Origin of the sequence: Streptomyces hamibioticus (genome assembly GCF_047946815.1) — a bacterium.
GTDB lineage: Bacteria > Actinomycetota > Actinomycetes > Streptomycetales > Streptomycetaceae > Streptomyces.
Genome location: NZ_JBKKQY010000001.1, coordinates 1,519,762 through 1,535,605, shown reverse-complemented (window position 1 = coordinate 1,535,605; position 15,844 = coordinate 1,519,762). Strand labels below are relative to the sequence as shown.

12 protein-coding genes are annotated in these 15,844 nt (G+C 75.0%); 6 read left to right on the top strand and 6 right to left on the bottom strand.

Going from position 1 to position 15,844, the window contains the following annotated elements:
• Positions 1-48: 48 nt before the first annotated feature.
• Entirely contained in the window at positions 49-531 is a 483-nt protein-coding gene (locus ACLGIH_RS06930; protein WP_416524332.1) for a DUF456 domain-containing protein, read from the bottom strand.
• 72 nt (positions 532-603) lie between these two features.
• Positions 604-1,587 carry a helix-turn-helix domain-containing protein gene (locus ACLGIH_RS06925; protein WP_416524331.1) on the bottom strand — a complete coding sequence of 328 codons (984 nt, stop codon included), beginning with the start codon at positions 1,585-1,587 and terminating at the stop codon, positions 604-606.
• A gap of 816 nt (positions 1,588-2,403) precedes the next feature.
• On the opposite strand from ACLGIH_RS06925, the gene ACLGIH_RS06920 reads away from it, so the two are divergent.
• Both ACLGIH_RS06920 and ACLGIH_RS06915 read left to right on the top strand, forming a co-directional pair.
• Entirely contained in the window at positions 2,404-4,026 is a 1,623-nt protein-coding gene (locus ACLGIH_RS06920) for a protein phosphatase 2C domain-containing protein (RefSeq protein ID WP_416529309.1), read from the top strand.
• Positions 4,027-4,208: 182 nt separating this feature from the next.
• A complete protein-coding gene (locus ACLGIH_RS06915; RefSeq protein WP_416524330.1) occupies positions 4,209-4,652 on the top strand; it encodes an ATP-binding protein in 444 nt (147 codons plus the stop codon).
• Positions 4,653-4,856: 204 nt separating this feature from the next.
• Here the strand turns inward: ACLGIH_RS06915 and ACLGIH_RS06910 are convergent, their stop codons facing one another.
• Positions 4,857-5,912 (bottom strand): DUF2637 domain-containing protein, encoded by a 1,056-nt coding sequence (locus ACLGIH_RS06910; RefSeq protein ID WP_416524329.1) that lies wholly within the window; start codon positions 5,910-5,912, stop codon positions 4,857-4,859.
• Positions 5,913-6,217: 305 nt separating this feature from the next.
• Positions 6,218-7,063 (bottom strand): (2Fe-2S)-binding protein, encoded by an 846-nt coding sequence (locus ACLGIH_RS06905; protein ID WP_416524328.1) that lies wholly within the window; start codon positions 7,061-7,063, stop codon positions 6,218-6,220.
• A 172-nt stretch (positions 7,064-7,235) separates the two neighbouring features.
• Here ACLGIH_RS06905 and ACLGIH_RS06900 point away from each other — a divergent pair, with 172 nt between their 5' ends.
• Complete coding sequence (locus tag ACLGIH_RS06900) at positions 7,236-8,135, top strand: GntR family transcriptional regulator (RefSeq protein WP_416524327.1); 900 nt, start codon at positions 7,236-7,238, stop codon at positions 8,133-8,135.
• Between the two features lie 691 nt (positions 8,136-8,826).
• Here ACLGIH_RS06900 and ACLGIH_RS06895 read toward each other — a convergent pair.
• Both ACLGIH_RS06895 and ACLGIH_RS06890 read right to left on the bottom strand, forming a co-directional pair.
• Complete coding sequence (locus ACLGIH_RS06895; protein WP_416524326.1) at positions 8,827-9,615, bottom strand: hypothetical protein; 789 nt, start codon at positions 9,613-9,615, stop codon at positions 8,827-8,829.
• A gap of 138 nt (positions 9,616-9,753) precedes the next feature.
• A complete protein-coding gene (locus tag ACLGIH_RS06890) occupies positions 9,754-11,427 on the bottom strand; it encodes a PucR family transcriptional regulator (RefSeq protein WP_416524325.1) in 1,674 nt (557 codons plus the stop codon).
• A 383-nt stretch (positions 11,428-11,810) separates the two neighbouring features.
• Here ACLGIH_RS06890 and ACLGIH_RS06885 point away from each other — a divergent pair, with 383 nt between their 5' ends.
• The 3 genes from ACLGIH_RS06885 to ACLGIH_RS06875 are packed head-to-tail and all read left to right on the top strand — an operon-like array spanning position 11,811 to position 15,672.
• Positions 11,811-12,701: an FAD binding domain-containing protein gene (locus ACLGIH_RS06885; protein WP_416524324.1), complete on the top strand. Its 891-nt coding sequence runs from the start codon at positions 11,811-11,813 to the stop codon at positions 12,699-12,701.
• Complete coding sequence (locus tag ACLGIH_RS06880) at positions 12,701-13,285, top strand: (2Fe-2S)-binding protein (protein WP_416524323.1); 585 nt, start codon at positions 12,701-12,703, stop codon at positions 13,283-13,285. The genes ACLGIH_RS06885 and ACLGIH_RS06880 overlap by 1 nt, the downstream gene beginning before the upstream one ends.
• Before the next feature lie 2 nt (positions 13,286-13,287).
• The gene (locus ACLGIH_RS06875; protein WP_416524322.1) at positions 13,288-15,672 is read left to right on the top strand and encodes a xanthine dehydrogenase family protein molybdopterin-binding subunit; all 2,385 of its coding nucleotides are present in this window, start codon (positions 13,288-13,290) and stop codon (positions 15,670-15,672) included.
• Positions 15,673-15,844: the final 172 nt, after the last annotated feature.

Here is a 15,844-nt window from a genome sequence, read left to right as displayed (position 1 = left end):
CCTGGGTCCGGGACTCGGAGTCCGGAGTCCGCGGTCCGCCGGGGCCGGTCACCCGGCGAACACCGCGCCCAGCCACGCGGCCGTGATCAGCAGACAGGCGAACAGTTCCGCCAGCACGCTGGAGCCGCCCGTGCGCATCGTCGTCCGCAGCGCCGCCCGTGCCTCCCCGTGGCGGCCCAGGCGGAGCCGTTCGGCCAGGTAGATGCCGCCCATGAAGCCGGGGACGGCGCCCAGCACCGGGATGAGAACGAAGCCGAGGAACGCGCCGACGCCCGCGTACGCCATCAGGCGGCCGTCGGAACCGCCCGCCTCCAGCCGCCGGGGCGGCAGCGCCCAGCGCACCGCCCGGGAGAGCAGCAGCACCACGGTCGCGCCCACCACCACGAACCAGGCGAGCGGCTGCGGAACCTTCAGTGCCCACCACAGCACCGCTGCCCACACCAGCCACGACCCGGGCACTCCGGGCAGCAGCACACCGCCCAGCCCGAGCAGGATGACCAGGCCGACCAGCAGGAGTTCCGGCACTCCCATCTGACCAGGGTGCCCCCCTCGCGATGACCGCGCAGGTCCGCGGCCGAGCGGGGCCGGTCCGCCGGACCACCGCTACTGCCCGCGGGCCACCCAGCCCCGCTCGTACGCGTGCCAGCCCAGCTGCAGCCGGGTCGTCACCCCGGTCAGCTCCATCAGGCGCTTCACCCGGCGCTGCACGGTTCTCAGGCCCAGGTCGAGCTGCTTGGCCACGCTCGCGTCGGTCAGACCGGCCAGCAGCAGGGACAGGATCTCCAGGTCGGTGCCGTCGGGACCGTCCGGGCTCCGCTCGGTCACCCCTCCGGCGCCGAGCCGCAGCGGCAGCGCGGTCCGCCACACCGACTCGAACAGCGCCGACAGCAGCTCCAGCAGGCCGCTGGCGTGCACGACCAGCGCGGCGGGCTCCGCCGAGTGCGAGGTGAGCGGAACGAGGGCGAGCGAGCGGTCCGCGACCACCAGCTTGGTCGGTACCCGGTCCACCACCCGGACCTGCTCGTCGCGGCCCAGCGCGGCGGTCAGCTCGGTGATGCCGTCCGGCTGGTCCAGCACCGACCGCTCCACCACCGCCCGGTAGCGGACGCCGCGGCCGGCCGCCTGTTCCTCGGCGTGGTTCTCCATACCGGTGACGGCGACCGGGTTGCCGGTGACCAGCGCGCACACCTCCTCGCCGGCGCCCAGCTGGAGCTGGAGGAAGCGCTGGGCGACCGCGGCGGCGCCGATCACCACCTCGACCAGGTCGTGCACGGCGGGCTCCGCGGTCGCCGCCCGGTACTCCTCGGCCAGCATCGCCGCCGCCAGCTCCGCCTTCTCCAGTTCGTGCCGCTGCTGGGTGAGCAGCGCGCCCAGCGCCACGCCCGGCGGCGCGGCGACCCAGCGGCCGGGCCGGGCCGACGACTGGGCCGCGAGGCCGTTCTGCTCCAGCCGGCGCAGCGCGCGTTCGGTGGCCTGCTCGCCGAGCGCCAGCCGCCGGGCGAGATCGGGTACGTCGGCGGCGCCCACGGACACCAGCGCGCGATACGCCGACTCCTGTGTCTCCTCCAGCCCCAGTACTCCCAGCATCAGGCGTCGCCCCTCCCCGAGTCACAGCTCCGCGGTGCGCTCCGTGGCGGGAAACGGCCACGGCGCAAACCCGCCTCGGAACATCATCGTCTTACCCGCGGTCACTCTGCCAAGGTGGCCCCGCGCCGGACGGTTCTCCCGTGGGGGGTGGAACCGTCCGGCGACCCATGCGTACCCGCGTTCGGTCACTCACCCGACACGCCGTCGTGCGCCTCGCGGCCGTCCGGAATTTCCCGATGCCCCGTTTTCCTCCGGCCCGTGCCGTGGACAATTACGGGCATGAGCCAGCAGGGGGGAAGGCCCACCGGCCGCGAGGACGACTGGTGGCGCGAGCTGTACGACGACTCCACCGGCGACACGGGCCCCGCGCCCTCGGCCGATTCCCTGGACGACCGGTTCGCCTCCGCGTCCCGCGCGACCGGCGTCCCCGCACCACGCCCCGGCGACCCACCGGACATCCCGCACGACGGGGCGCACCCGCCGGCGAACGCGCCGGTGAAGCCGCCCGGCCGCCCGGCCGGCGGTCCGGCGGAGCCCTCGCCCCGTACCGGGCCCGCATCCCGGGAGCCGGCTGGGCCGTTCGGTCCGCCGGACGGTCACCGGGGTCAGACGCCGCCCGTCGTGTCACGGCCGGGGGGCGCTCCCCGGTCCTGGGGGAGATCCGGCTCACCACCCGGCGCGCGGGCGGACGTACCCTCCCGCCCGGGGCTGACGTCCATACGCGCTCCCTGGGAACCGCCCCCCGCCACGCCCACCGGCCCGGTGACCTTCCCGCCCGGATCCGACCCCCCGAGCCCGGCCGCGCCCGACCCGCGGGTGGGGGTTCCCGAGCCCCCGGCCGGCCCTCCCGGCGCGACCGTCCCGGCCTCCCGGCCCCCGTCCGACGCGCCCACACCGCCCGGGCGGGCAGACGCGCAGGCCACGGGCGCGGCCCCGGTCGGCACCCCGCCCCGCCCACCCGCCGAGCCCTCCCCACCGGCCGAACCGTCCCCACCCGTCGTACCGCGCCCACCCGCCGAACCGTCCTCGTCCGCCGGACCCGAGCCTCGGCAGTCACCGCCCCCGCCGTCCGCCCCGCCCCCGCCCGCAGGGCCTCTGCCGCCGTCCGCCCCGCCCCCGCCCACAAAGCCGGTGCCGCCGACCGGTCCGCCTCCACCGACCGCATCGCCCTCGGCCGCACCGCCCTCGGCCGCACCGCCCTCGGCCGCACCGCCCTCGGCCGCACCGCCCTCGGCCGCACCGTCCTCGGCCGCACCGCCCTCGGCCGCACCGTCCTCGGCCGCACCGCCCTCGGCCGCACCCCCCTCGCCCGCACCGCCCTCGGCGGCCGCGCCCGCCACGGCGTCTGCGACCGCGGGGACGGGTCCCCGAGCCGGGGCGCCGCCCGCCGCCCCCCGTTCCGCAGCCGCCGGGGCCGCTGCCGAGGCGGCCTCCGCAGCGGGCGGCAGCGGCGCCACCGGACCCGCACCCCCGGTGCTGGACCACGTAGGGTCCGGGCCGCCCACCTACGACGCCGAGCCCACCGCGCTGCCGCTCGCCGATCCGGACGGGCTCGGGGACCTGGTCGCGGACACCGTGCTGGACGGGGCCCGGTGCGGGACGTCCACGCTGCGGGCCCTGTCCGTGCGGGGCGACTCCGCGCGGTACCGGGGCGATCCCCGCCGCGACGCGCTGCTGACCGCCCGGTTCGGCACGGGCGAGCAGGCGCTAGTCCTGGTGGCGATGGCGACCGGCGCCCGGGCCACCGCCGGGGCGCACCGCGCCGCCGCCGAGGTATGCCGGTGGATCGGCCGGGCCGTGGGCCGCAGCCACGTCCGGCTGGGCGAGGACCTGCGGGCCGCCCGGCGCGGCGACCTGAAGTCCGGCCTGCACCGCCTCACCGACCGCAGCCTCGGCAGGCTCCGCGCGTCCGCCACCGAACAGGGCCTGCCACCGGACGCGTACACCGCCACCCTGCGCTGCCTGCTGCTGCCGGCCGACCCCCACTGCCGTGTCCGGGTGTTCTTCGGCGTCGGCGCCGGGGGACTGTTCCGCCTCCGCGACGGCGGCTGGCAGGACATGGAACCGCGGCCCACCGAGGTCGCCGGCGAGCCCGTGGTGGGCTTCGGGTCGCTGCCGGCCGAGACACCCGACGGGGACCGGCTCACCGTGGACCTCGGCATCCCGACGCCCCCGAGCCCGTACGACGAACCGCACCCCGAACTCCCCCGGGAGCCCTTCCGGTTCCGTGCCTCCGTCGCCCGCCCGGGGGACGTGCTGCTGATGTGCACCGCGGGCCTGGCCGAGCCGCTGCACGGTGAGCCCGAGCTGGCCGCCCAGCTGGCCCGGCGATGGTCCGGCCGCACTCCGCCGGGTCTCACGGAGTTCCTCGCCGACGGCCGCACCCGGGTCAAGGGATACGCGGACGACCGTACGGCCGCCGCCGTATGGGAGGCGTGACGACGGGGGCGGGGACCGGATGTTCGGTCACTCCTGGCCGAACACCCGGTCGTTGAGCATTCGACATGACTGCCCCGGGCCCGATCGGGCAAGGATCCCCGTGAACGTGTTCGACCAGAAGGGAATGCGACATCCGCACGCGGACGGGGGACAGGGTGAGGCAGGCACGAGGAGGCGGTCCCATGACGGTCGGGATCTCCTCGGCAGGCGCTGAGGAGAAGGCCGACGACAACGGGGAGGGCGCGCCCCGGCTCAGGCGCAGACTCGGGCGGGCGGACCTGCGGGCGGTGCCCGAGACCCGCCGGGCGCTGCGTGAACTGCTCGGGCGCTGGGGGAGCGCCGGGCAGTCGGACATCGCGGAGTTGCTGACCAGCGAACTGGTCACCAACGCGCTGCTGCACACCGACCACGACGCGGTCCTGACGGCCACCGTCGGACCCCGGGGACTGCGGGTGGAGGTGCGGGACTTCGTGGGCCGTTTCCCCCGGCCGCGCGTTCCCGCCTCCGACGACAGCACCCACGGGCGGGGCCTGTTCCTGGTGCAGTCCCTCGCGGACGCGTGGGGGGTGCGGGCCCACGGGGTGGGCAAGGCGGTCTGGTTCGAACTGGCCGCCGAGCCCGTGTGAGGCGCCTTCGCCCCGCGAGGCACCGTGGCCGTGCGGGGCGCCGGGCGCCCGGCCCGAGGGGTCGTGTTCGCGCCAGACTTCGAGGATCCAACGAGCTTCGAGGGCCCGTCGAGTCCCGAGTCCGCCCGGTGCGCCCGGTGCGCCTCCGACGCGGAGGGGGCGTCATCCGGCCCGTGCCGGATCACGCCCCCGTCCGGGGAGGACCTAACCGAACTGCTGCTCCAGGTCCTTCAGCTTGCGTTCCAGGGAGTCGAGCCGCGGCAGCGCCTGCGTGTCGTCCTCCGCCGTGAGGTCGACGGTGACCGGGTCACCGCCGCCGCGCACCGGCTGCAGGGAGGGACGCTGGCGTACGGGCAGTTGCTCCGGCGTGGGCGGCGCCGGTATGGCAGGCTCCGCGGAGACCCGGTCGGCGCCCCGCTCGACCGCCTGCACCTCGACCTCGACCTGGCGGCCGCCCCGGCCGTGCAGGCTCCGGTGACCCCGGCTGATCGCCTTCAGGCGAGCGCGCTCCAGGCGCTCCTGGTCGCGCCGGCGCTGCCGCTCCTGGTCCTTGCGGGCCTTGTCCTCGCGGACCTCCTCGACCGCCTCGTCCAGACTGCGCACGCCCTCCAGAAGCATCAGCGACCAGGCGCGGTACGTCTCCCGGGGCGCCCGCACCCAGCGCACGATGCGGATCTGCGGCAGCGGACGCGGCACCAGGCCCTGCTCGCGCAGCGCGGCCCGGCGGGTCTGCTTCAGCGCGCGGTCGAACAGCACCGCCGCCGACAGGGACATGCCCGCGAAGAAGTGCGGGGCGCCCGCGTGACCGGCGCCCCGGGGCGCGTGCACCCAGTTGAACCAGGCCGCGGCGAACGCGAACGTCCACACGAGTATCCGGGAGCCGAGCGCCGCGTCACCATGGCTGGCCTCGCGCACCGCGAGCACGGAACAGAACATCGCGGCGCCGTCGAGACCGAACGGCACCAGGTACTGCCAGCCGCCGCTCAGGCCGAGGTTCTGCTCGCCGAAGCCGACCAGACCGTGGAAGGAGAGGGCCGCGGCGACCGCGGCGCAGCAGAAGAGGAGGACGTAGGAGACGGTGCCGTAGACGGCTTCCTTGCGCCGGCGGCGCTCCTCGGCACGCTCCCACGAGTCGTCCGCGCTCGTGTCCTTCCCCGAGGCGCGCTTGCCGCGCGCCAGTACCGCAACCGCCGCCAGCATGCCCAGGAGTAGTACGGCGCCCGGAAGCAGCCAGTTCAGCGATATGTCGGTCAGTCTCATCTGGGGTCCCTTGCCTTGGGATAGGGCGTAACGCCCGCCATAGTGGCCCAAGCCCACCGGCCCTCAGGGGCTTTCGCGGCAAGATGCCGCCAGGAGGTGTCAGAGGGATGCCCAGGACGGCTTTCTGCTCGAACTGCCGCTTGAGGGGCGGGAGTTGAGTTCGAATAAGAGTACCCGCACGGGTGGTTCCGCGGAAACGTCCTGCGACAGGTGGGGAAGGTGTGAAAATGCGCCGACCGTACGGAAGTAGCTCGTGCGGATGATCCTGCGGCTCCGCGGGGGCCGCACGCCGGACCGGCGGGGCGTCAGCCCGCGGTGGCGAGCAGCTTGCCGACCCGGTCCGCGTCGCAGGTGCGCGGGCAGGTGGCGCAGGTGTCCTCGGGGCGCACTGTGTAGAACATGCAGCAGCTGGCCCGGTCCCGGGTGTGCAGCGGCTCCCCGTCCGGGCCCTTCAGCTCCCGGAACGCGGCCGTGCCGACATAGGGGCGGGTCGCTCCCGGCAGCAGCAGCTCCAGCTCGTGCCGCGCCCGCTCCTGCTCGCCCAGCAGGTGGGCGACGTACCAGAGGCCCTCGACGACCTCGTCGGTCGCCATCCCCCACAGGGCCCGCCCGCGGCGCCGCATGCGCGGGCCGAAGCCGGCCAGCACCGGCTCCAGGTGCTCGGCGACCGCGGCCCGCACCTCGGCGCGCAGCGCCTCCTCGTCCGGCACCACGCGGGCGCCGGGCAGTGCGGCGGCCGGGTCGCCGGGCAGACACGCGAAGCCCGTCGGGCGGACCGCCATGCGACCCAGGGGCAGCCCGGCGGCGGTCCGGTCGTAGGACACGTGCGTCACGGGGCAGCGCGGCACCCGGCGGTGCAGGAACCACGGCACCGTGACCAGCAGGCAGGCCGGCCAGGCGTACCGGTGCAGACCGAAGCTCGCGATCACGTCCGGCCGGGCCCGCTGCCCGTAATCCCGGAGCACCTGCGCGTCGTCCCAGGTCAGGAAGGACTCCAGGTCGGCTCCGCCCTGGGCGAGCGCGGCGGCGGTGACCCATCCGCCGCCCCGCGGGGCGGCGTCCCCGGCGCGCAGTTCGGTCACGGCCAGACCCGGGAGGACCTCGGACAGACGCGCGTACGCGTCCGCGACGGCCGAGCGGGGCACGGGCATGCGGGACCACCGATCCACATCAGGTGCGAGCAGTTCTTCAGGTAAGCCTTACCTTACCCATGATTGCCGCGGATGTGAGCCCCGGGATAGGAACAAACGGCCGGTGCCCCTATCGTGCTTGACGGACGGGCGACAACCGTCGCCATCCACCCAGCTACCGAAACATCCCGACATGTCTCCAGGAGGACCCGTGGAGCAGGGCGCGCAGGGCTCCGCCGAGACGGAGGCCGCCAGACCCCGCGTACGGTCATCGGCGTGGGTGCCGGCGCAGCCCCGGGCCGCGGAGGTGGACCGGGCCGCCGGCGCGGCGCGCGGCCGGGACCGGGGCGGGACGGGTGGTCACGGGCCGGACCTCGCCGGGACGGGCGGTCGCGGCCGGGACCTCGCCGGGACGGCCGGGGCCGTGCGCGGCGAGCACACCCACGCCGAACCCTCCCTGCCCCGGGCGCCCGTCCGCCGCACCTCGGTGCGCGGGCAGGTCCTCGACGCGCTGCGCGCCGCGCTGCTGGCCGGTGAGCTGCGGCCCGGCGAGGTCTACTCCGGGCCCGCGCTCGGCGAGCGCTTCGGCGTCTCGGCCACCCCCGTCCGGGAGGCCATGCAGCAGCTCGCGCTGGAGGGTGCCGTCGAGGTCGTTCCCAACCGCGGCTTCCGGGTCGTCGAACGGGGCACGCGGGAACTCGCCGAGCTGGCCGAGGTCCGCGCCCTCCTCGAGATCCCCGTGCTGCTGCGGCTGGCCCGCACGGTGCCCGCCGAACGCTGGGCGGAGCTGCGCCCGCCGGCGGAGGCCACCGTCCGGGCCGCGTCCGCCGGCTGCCGGGCCACCTACGCCGAGGCCGACCGGGCCTTCCACCGGGCGGTGCTGTCGCTGTCGGGCAACGAGCAGCTCGTCCGGCTCGCCGAGGACCTGCACCGCCGCGCGCAGTGGCCGCCGGCCGCCGTGCCCGTCTCGCGCGGACGGGCCGACCTGGTCGCCGACGCCCACGAGCACACCGCCCTGCTGGACGCGCTGATCGCCGGGGACCTGGACGCGGTCCGGGCGCTGGCGGAGGAACACTTCGCCACCCGGGGCTGAGCGCCGGCCCCGCCGGTTCCCTCGGGCCGCGGACGCCCCCTTCCGGCACGAGCCCGCCGCCCGACCGGGAGTCCGGCGGCTGACCGAGGGTTCGGCGGCTGACCGCGAGTCCGGCGCCCGACCGGGAGCCCGCCGCCCGACCGGGAGTCCGGCGGTCGACCGGGAGTCCGGTGGCTGACCGGGAGTCCGGTGGCTGGCCGCGGGTTCGGTGGCTGACCGGGAGCCCGCCGCCCGACCGGGAGTCCGGCGGTCGACCGGGAGTCCGGCGCCCGACCGGGAGTTCGGCGGCCGATCACGAGCCCGCCGCCCGACCGCGAGTCCGGCGGCCGGGGCTCCGGACCGGCCGGACAGCCCCACCGCGAGCCCCGACCGACGCACGTACGGCCCGCTCACCAGCCCGCCGCCGGCCGACGAGCGGATCCTCACCCGCGTCATGGGCCCGACGCCCTCACCGCCGTGGCCGTCCCCCCCGGGGGCGGCCTGGCCCGGCCGCCCGGGGCGCAGCCATGCGGGGGCCGTGCCGCGCTGGGTCACCTCGCTCGGGCCGGTCTCGCGCCGCGTGGGCGGTGACCGGTGGCGAGTCCGCCGCGGGCGACGGGCCGCCGGAGTGGTCGCCGGAGTGGCCGCCTGTGGGGCGCGGCCGGGGTGCTGCTCCGGCCGCGTGGCCCGGCGGGCCGGGGCGAGGCCGGGCTCATGCCGTTGCCGCGCCCGTCGCCGGCGGGGCCAGCTGGCGGGACAGCCACGTCGGCACACCGCCGAGCAGCCGGAACAGCCGGCGGGCCTCCTCGCGCAGCCGGGACGCCTCCGGTTCCGTCTCCGTGTCCGCGAGGGACGCCAGCGCCGGCGCCGTGCCGACGAGGTACCCCAGCTCCTCGCGGAGCCGCAGCGACTCGGTGAAGCCGTGCCGGGCCTCGGCCAGCTCGCCGTCCCTGAGCGCCAGTCCGGCCAGATGGCGCCAGGTGAAGGACAGCAGCAGCGGGTCGGCGTGCGCGGTGGCCGAGGCATGGGCGCGCCGGTACGCCGCCCGCGCCGCCTGCGGCGACCCCGTCAGGTTCTCCGCCAGCAGGCCGCGCCGGAAGTCCAGCAGCGCCCGCCCGGGAGCCCCGGGCGCGATCAGGGCCGCCGCCCGCCCCAGCGCCGCCCGCGCCTCGTCGGCCCGGTCCCGCACGCCGTGCAGCGTGGCCGCGTAGGCGAGCTGGCCGCGTTCGCAGGCGGCGGCGCCGCGCTCCTCGTCGCCGTGGGCCAGCGCCTCGGCGGTGCGCAGCGCGTCCTCGGCCTCCTCCCAGCCCTGCTCGGTGTACAGACACCGCTCCACCAGCAGCGCGGCCCGCTGCAGCGCCGTGGCCGCGGTGTCCGGCCGCAGCAGCGCCGCGGCGTCGGCCCAGCACGCGCGTGAGCGCAGCCGCCATACCGCGGTCTGGAGCGGATCGTCACCTGCGGTCGTTCCCGTACCAGAACCAGACATGGCGGGATGCGCCACGTTGCCCTCCCCAAGCACACCAGCGAGCCGTTGAGTGGTGGCGGCATCTCAGCACGGAACGACCGGCCCGGCCAAGAGGGTGGGTGAAGGATTTCACAAAGTCGTGGGACTGTCGGCCCCCGACGTTCGGCCGTCGGCTCAGCTCATCCGCAGTGCCAGGAAGAAATCGAGCTTGTCCTCCAGCCGCGACAGATCACGTCCCGTCAACTGCTCGATCCGCCCGACCCGGTAGCGCAACGTGTTGACGTGGAGGTGGAGCCGGGCGGCGCAGCGTGTCCAGGAGCCGTCGGAGTCCAGGAACGCCTCCAGCGTCGGGATCAGCTCGGCGCGGTGCCGGCGGTCGTAGTCCCGCAGCGGGTCCAGCAGCCGGGCCGTGAAGGCGCGGCGGACGTCGTCGGGGACGAAGGGCAGCAGCAGGACGTGCGAGGCGAGCTCCTGGTGCCCGGCGGCACACACCCGGCCCTGCCGGGCGGCGGCGACCCGGCGGGCGTGCCGCGCCTCCTCCAGCGCCCCGCGCAGCCCCTCCGCCGAGTGCACGGCCGCGCTCACCCCGAGCGTGACCCGCCCGTCCCCGTCCAGTCCGGCCGTCAGCGGGTCCCGCACGGCCTCCAGCAGCGCATCGGCGAGGATGCCCGTCTCCGGGCCGTCGTGCTCCCCGGTGACCGCCGGGAGCGGCACCAGCGCGATGGCCTCCTCGCCCGCCTGGGCGACGGCGATCCGGTCGGAGTACTCGGGCCCCGCCGCCCCCGGGTCGACGAGGATCTCCTCCAGCAGCGTCTGGGCGCTCCGGCCGCTGTCCGGCTCCCCGTCCTCCCACTCGACGCGGGCCACCACGACCTGCCAGTGCGGAGCCGCCCCGAGCCCGGGCAGCAGGACCGGCGCCGCGACCCGGAGCCGGGCGGCGATCTCGGCGGGCGCCGCGCCCGTCTGCACCAGCTCCAGGACCTCCTGCGCCAGCCGACGCCGGACCGTGCGGGCCGCGTCCCGGCGGTCCCGCTCGACCGCGATCAGCTGGGTGACGCCGTGCAGCAGGTCCAGCCGCTCCTCGGCCCAGTCCCCGGCGTCCGCCTCGACGGCCAGCAGCCAGTCGGACAGCACCGTCTCGCGCACGTCCCGCGCGGGCTGCGGGGCACGGCCGGTGCTGCGCACCGGGAAGAGGCTGTACGTCGTCGGGCCCAGCGTCACCCGGTGCGGCGCCCGCCGGCCGGTGCGGCTGGCCGCCAGGTGCTCCGCCGCCAGCCGCGCGCACACGTCGCCGGGCAGCGCGGGGCCGGCCGCCTCGGAGCCCGCGATCGGCCTGCCGGTCGGCGAGAGCACCCACGCCCGCAGGTCCAGGTCCGAGCCGAGCAGGTCCAGGACCACGTCGGGGCCGCCACCGGCCGGGCCGGAGGTCATCATCCGCCGGTGCCGGTCCACGACCGCCGCGAGGTCCCCGGCGCGTTCGCCGGAGACCTGCCGCACCACGTGCTCGGTGATGGTCGCGAACGCCACCGACTCGTGCACCGCGAACAGCGGCAGCCGGTGCCGCGCGCACGCCTCGACCAGGTCGTCCGGCACGCTCCCCAGCTCGGCCTCACCGGCGGCGAGCCCCGCCACCCCGGCCTGCACCAGGACGCGTACGAACGGTTCGGAGTCGGCGGCGTCCCGGCGCCAGGCCAGGCCGCTGAGCACCAGCTCGCCGCCCGACAGGTAGCGGCTGGGGTCCCGCAGGTCGGTGGTCATCACGCCCCGGACCGAGCGGTCCAGTTCCTCCTCGCCGCCGAGCAGCTTGAGGCCCAGCGCGTCGGTGTCCAGCAGTGCGCGCAGCCGCATTCTCGTCGCCGCCGTTCTTTGTCTCGAATCGTGCTCTTGCTGCGGAGGACTCCTTCGGCCGGGCGCCCCGCGCGGCGGGTCGGCGAGCAGGGTCTGTCCGCGTCCGGGCTGTGGTACTGGTCACGCGGCTGTGTCGCGCGTTTCCACAGGAAGACGAAGAGGTTACTGAGGGCCTCCGTTCATACGAATCTACAAGATGACCACGATGGCCAGCCAACTCCTTCGGCGTTTCTGCGACTGACCCCGGTGGAGCACACGGCGGTGTACTGGCTGCAGTCCACGTGAACAGCACATGAACGAGCCGGGCTCGCTGCACACGGATTGGCTCAATCTGTACGACGCACGAGCTGTACGACGCACGATCACGAAGAAGAGAGCCGGTCATGGAGTTCATTCGCCCCGCCAGCTGGGAGGAGGCGCTCGCCGCGAAGGCCGAACACCCCACCGCTGTGCCGATCGCGGGTGGTACCGACGTGATGGTCGAGATCAACTTCGACCACCGCCGGCCCGAGTACCTCATGGACCTGAACCGCATCGGCGATCTGTCCGAGTGGGAGGTCGGCGAGGACACCGTGCGGGTAGGAGCCTCGGTGCCGTACACGAAGATCATGGAGCACCTCCGCTCCGAACTCCCCGGACTCGCCCTCGCCTCGCACACGGTCGCCTCCCCGCAGATCCGTAACCGCGGCGGCGTGGGCGGCAACCTCGGCACCGCCTCCCCGGCCGGCGACGCGCACCCGGCGCTGCTCGCCGCCGGGGCCCGGGTCGAGGCCGAGTCGGTGCGCGGCAAGCGCATGATCCCGATCGACGACTTCTACACGGGCGTCAAGCGCAACGCGCTGGAGCCCGACGAGCTGATCCGAGCCGTGCACGTGGACAGGGCGGACGGCCCGCAGCAGTTCTCCAAGGTCGGCACCCGCAACGCCATGGTCATCGCCGTGTGCGCCTTCGGTCTCGCCCTGCACCCCCGCACCCGTACGGTCCGCACCGGCATCGGCTCGGCCGCCCCGACCCCGGTCCGGGCCACCGCGGCCGAGCAGTTCCTGAACGCGGCCCTGGAAGAGGGCGGCTTCTGGGACGACGGCAGGATCATCACTCCCTCGGTCGCCAAGCAGTTCGCGGACCTGTGCTCGGCCGCCTGCAACCCGATCGACGACGTCCGGGGCACCGCGAGCTACCGCCGCCACGCGGTCGGTGTGATGGCCCGCCGGACCCTCACCTGGACCTGGGAGTCGTACCGCGGCGCCCGTCGCGCCACGGAGGGAGCTGCGTAATGCGCGTCAACTTCACCGTCAACGGACGCCCGCAGGAGGCCGACGACGTCTGGGAGGGCGAGTCCCTCCTGTACGTGCTGCGCGAGCGCCTCGGCCTGCCCGGCTCCAAGAACGCCTGCGAGCAGGGCGAGTGCGGCTCCTGCACGGTCCGCCTGGACGGCGTGCCGGTCTGCGCCTGTCTGGTCGCCGCCGGTCAGGCACAGGGCCGCGAGGTCGTCACCGTCGAGGGCCTGGCGGACTACGCCAAGCAGCGCGCCGAGGGCGGCTGCGCCACGGGCGCCTGCGGCGGCACCCCGCTCGACGAGGCCAGGCGGTGGCAGGCCAGGAGCACCGACTCGCAGACCGGTGAGGGCGAGGAGCTCGCCCCGGTCCAGCAGGCCTTCATCGACGCCGGCGCCGTGCAGTGCGGCTTCTGCACGCCGGGCCTGCTGGTCGCCGCCGACGAGATGCTGGAACGCAACCCGAACCCGACCGACGCGGACATCCGCGAGGCGCTCTCGGGCAACCTGTGCCGCTGCACGGGCTACGAGAAGATCATGGACGCGGTCCGGCTGGCGGCCGCCCGGCAGTCCGAGGGGGTCTGAGCATGACCGCCAACGGCGCACCCACCAAGATCACGCAGGGCTCCCGGACCAAGGGCGGCATCGGGGAGTCGACGCTGCGCCCGGACGGCACCCTCAAGGTCACCGGCGAGTTCGCGTACTCGTCCGACATGTGGCACGAGGACATGCTCTGGGGCCAGATCCTGCGCTCCACCGTCGCGCACGCCGAGATCGTCTCGATCGACACGGGCGAGGCGCTCGCCACGGCCGGCGTGTACGCCGTCATGACGTACGACGACCTGCCCACCGAGGTGAAGAACTACGGCCTGGAGCTCCGGGACACCCCGGTGCTCGCGAACGGCAGGGTCCGCCACCACGGCGAGCCCGTCGCCCTGGTCGCCGCCGACCACCCGGAGACCGCGCGCCGCGCCGCCGCCAAGATCAAGGTCGAGTACCGCGAACTGCCCGTCGTCACCGACGAGGCGAGCGCGCTGGCGCCGGACGCCGTCCTCCTCCACGAGGGCCGCGACGACGAGTACGCCGGGACCGTCCCGCACCAGAACATCGTGCACCGCCAGCCGATCATCCGCGGCGACGTGGCGCAGGCCCGCAGGAGGGCCGACGTGATCGTCGAGGGCGAGTACACCTTCGGCATGCAGGACCAGGCCTTCCTCGGCCCGGAGTCCGGACTCGCCGTGCCGGCCGAGGACGGCGGAGTCGACCTCTACGTCGCCACCCAGTGGCTGCACAAGGACCTCGCTCAGATCGCCCCGGTCCTCGGCCTGCCCGAGGAGAAGATCCGCATGACGCTCTCCGGCGTCGGCGGCGCCTTCGGCGGTCGCGAGGACCTCTCGATGCAGATCCACGCCTGCCTCCTGGCGCTGCGCACCGGCAAACCGGTCAAGATCGTCTACAACCGGTTCGAGTCGTTCTTCGGGCACGTCCACCGCCACCCGGCGAAGCTCCGCTACGAGCACGGCGCCACCAGGGACGGCAAGCTCACGCACATGAAGTGCCGGATCGTCCTGGACGGCGGCGCCTACGCCTCCGCCTCCCCGGCGGTCGTCGGCAACGCCTCCTCGCTGTCGGCCGGCCCCTACGTGATCGACGACGTCGACATCGAGGCCCTCGCCCTCTACACCAACAACCCGCCCTGCGGCGCCATGCGCGGCTTCGGCGCGGTCCAGGCGTGCTTCGCCTACGAGGCGCAGATGGACAAGCTGGCCGGCAGGCTGGGCATGGACCCGGTGGAGTTCCGCCGGATCAACGCCATGGAGCAGGGCACCCTGATGCCCACCGGTCAGCCGGTCGACTCCCCGGCGCCGGTCGCCGAACTGCTGCGCCGCGTCAAGGCGATGCCGATGCCTCCGGTGCGCCAGTGGGAGTCCAGCGAGGGCGCCGACGTACGCCAGCTGCCCGGCGGCCTGTCCAACACCACGCACGGCGAGGGCGTCGTCCGCGGTGTCGGCTACGCGGTCGGCATCAAGAACGTCGGGTTCTCCGAGGGCTTCGACGACTACTCCACCGCCAAGGTGCGCATGGAGGTGGTGGGCGGCGAGCCCGTCGCCACGGTCCACACGGCCATGGCGGAGGTCGGCCAGGGCGGTGTCACCGTCCACGCGCAGATCGCCCGCACCGAGCTGGGTGTCGCGCAGGTGACCATCCGCCCCGCCGACACGCAGGTGGGCTCGGCCGGTTCGACGTCCGCGTCGCGTCAGACGTACGTCACCGGCGGCGCCGTCAAGAACGCCTGTGAACTGGTGCGCGAGAAGGTCCTCGAGATCGGCCGCCGCAAGCTGGGCACCTACCACCCGGCGTGGGCGACCGCCGAACTCCTGCTGGAGGGCGGCAAGGTCGTCACCGACGGCGGCGAGGTCCTCGCGAACCTGGTCGACGTGCTGGAGGACGAGGCCGTCGAGATCGAGCAGGAGTGGCGCCACCGGCCCACCCAGCCCTTCGACCTGCGCACCGGCCAGGGCAACGGCCATGTGCAGTACTCCTTCGCCGCGCACCGCGCCGTCGTCGAGGTCGACACCGAACTCGGCCTGGTCAAGGTGATCGAACTGGCCTGCGCCCAGGACGTCGGCAAGGCGCTCAACCCGCTCTCCGTCATCGGCCAGATCCAGGGGGGCACCACCCAGGGCCTGGGCGTGGCGGTGATGGAGGAGATCGTCGTCGACCCCAGGACGGCCAAGGTCAGGAACCCCTCGTTCACGGACTACCTGATCCCCACGATTCTCGACACGCCGACCATCCCGGTCGACGTGCTCGAACTCGCCGACGACCACGCGCCGTACGGGCTGCGCGGCGTCGGCGAGGCTCCCACCCTGTCGTCGACACCGGCGGTCCTCGCGGCCATCCGGGACGCGACCGGGCTGGAGCTCGACCGCACGCCGGTCCGCCCGGAGCACCTCACCGGCACGGCGTGAGCTGACCCTCCGGGCGGCGCAACGGAACGTCACACACTCCGCGCCGCCCGGAGCACTCCCCAAGTTCCGCTCCGCTCGCGGTCCTTGAAGTACCCACATCGTTCGTCTCGGGCCGTCCCCCGGGTCGCGCATCCCAAATCCCGCAACCGCGGTCACGGCGGTCGACAGCGGG

Coding starts and splice junctions, on each gene's coding strand:
- ACLGIH_RS06930 (WP_416524332.1), bottom strand. CDS start 531: ATGGGAGTGCCGGAACTCCTGCTGGTCGGCCTGGTCATCCTGCTCGGG.
- ACLGIH_RS06925 (WP_416524331.1), bottom strand. CDS start 1,587: ATGCTGGGAGTACTGGGGCTGGAGGAGACACAGGAGTCGGCGTATCGC.
- ACLGIH_RS06915 (WP_416524330.1), top strand. CDS start 4,209: ATGACGGTCGGGATCTCCTCGGCAGGCGCTGAGGAGAAGGCCGACGAC.
- ACLGIH_RS06910 (WP_416524329.1), bottom strand. CDS start 5,912: ATGAGACTGACCGACATATCGCTGAACTGGCTGCTTCCGGGCGCCGTA.
- ACLGIH_RS06905 (WP_416524328.1), bottom strand. CDS start 7,063: ATGCCCGTGCCCCGCTCGGCCGTCGCGGACGCGTACGCGCGTCTGTCC.
- ACLGIH_RS06900 (WP_416524327.1), top strand. CDS start 7,236: ATGTCTCCAGGAGGACCCGTGGAGCAGGGCGCGCAGGGCTCCGCCGAG.
- ACLGIH_RS06890 (WP_416524325.1), bottom strand. CDS start 11,427: ATGCGGCTGCGCGCACTGCTGGACACCGACGCGCTGGGCCTCAAGCTG.
- ACLGIH_RS06885 (WP_416524324.1), top strand. CDS start 11,811: ATGGAGTTCATTCGCCCCGCCAGCTGGGAGGAGGCGCTCGCCGCGAAG.
- ACLGIH_RS06880 (WP_416524323.1), top strand. CDS start 12,701: ATGCGCGTCAACTTCACCGTCAACGGACGCCCGCAGGAGGCCGACGAC.
- ACLGIH_RS06875 (WP_416524322.1), top strand. CDS start 13,288: ATGACCGCCAACGGCGCACCCACCAAGATCACGCAGGGCTCCCGGACC.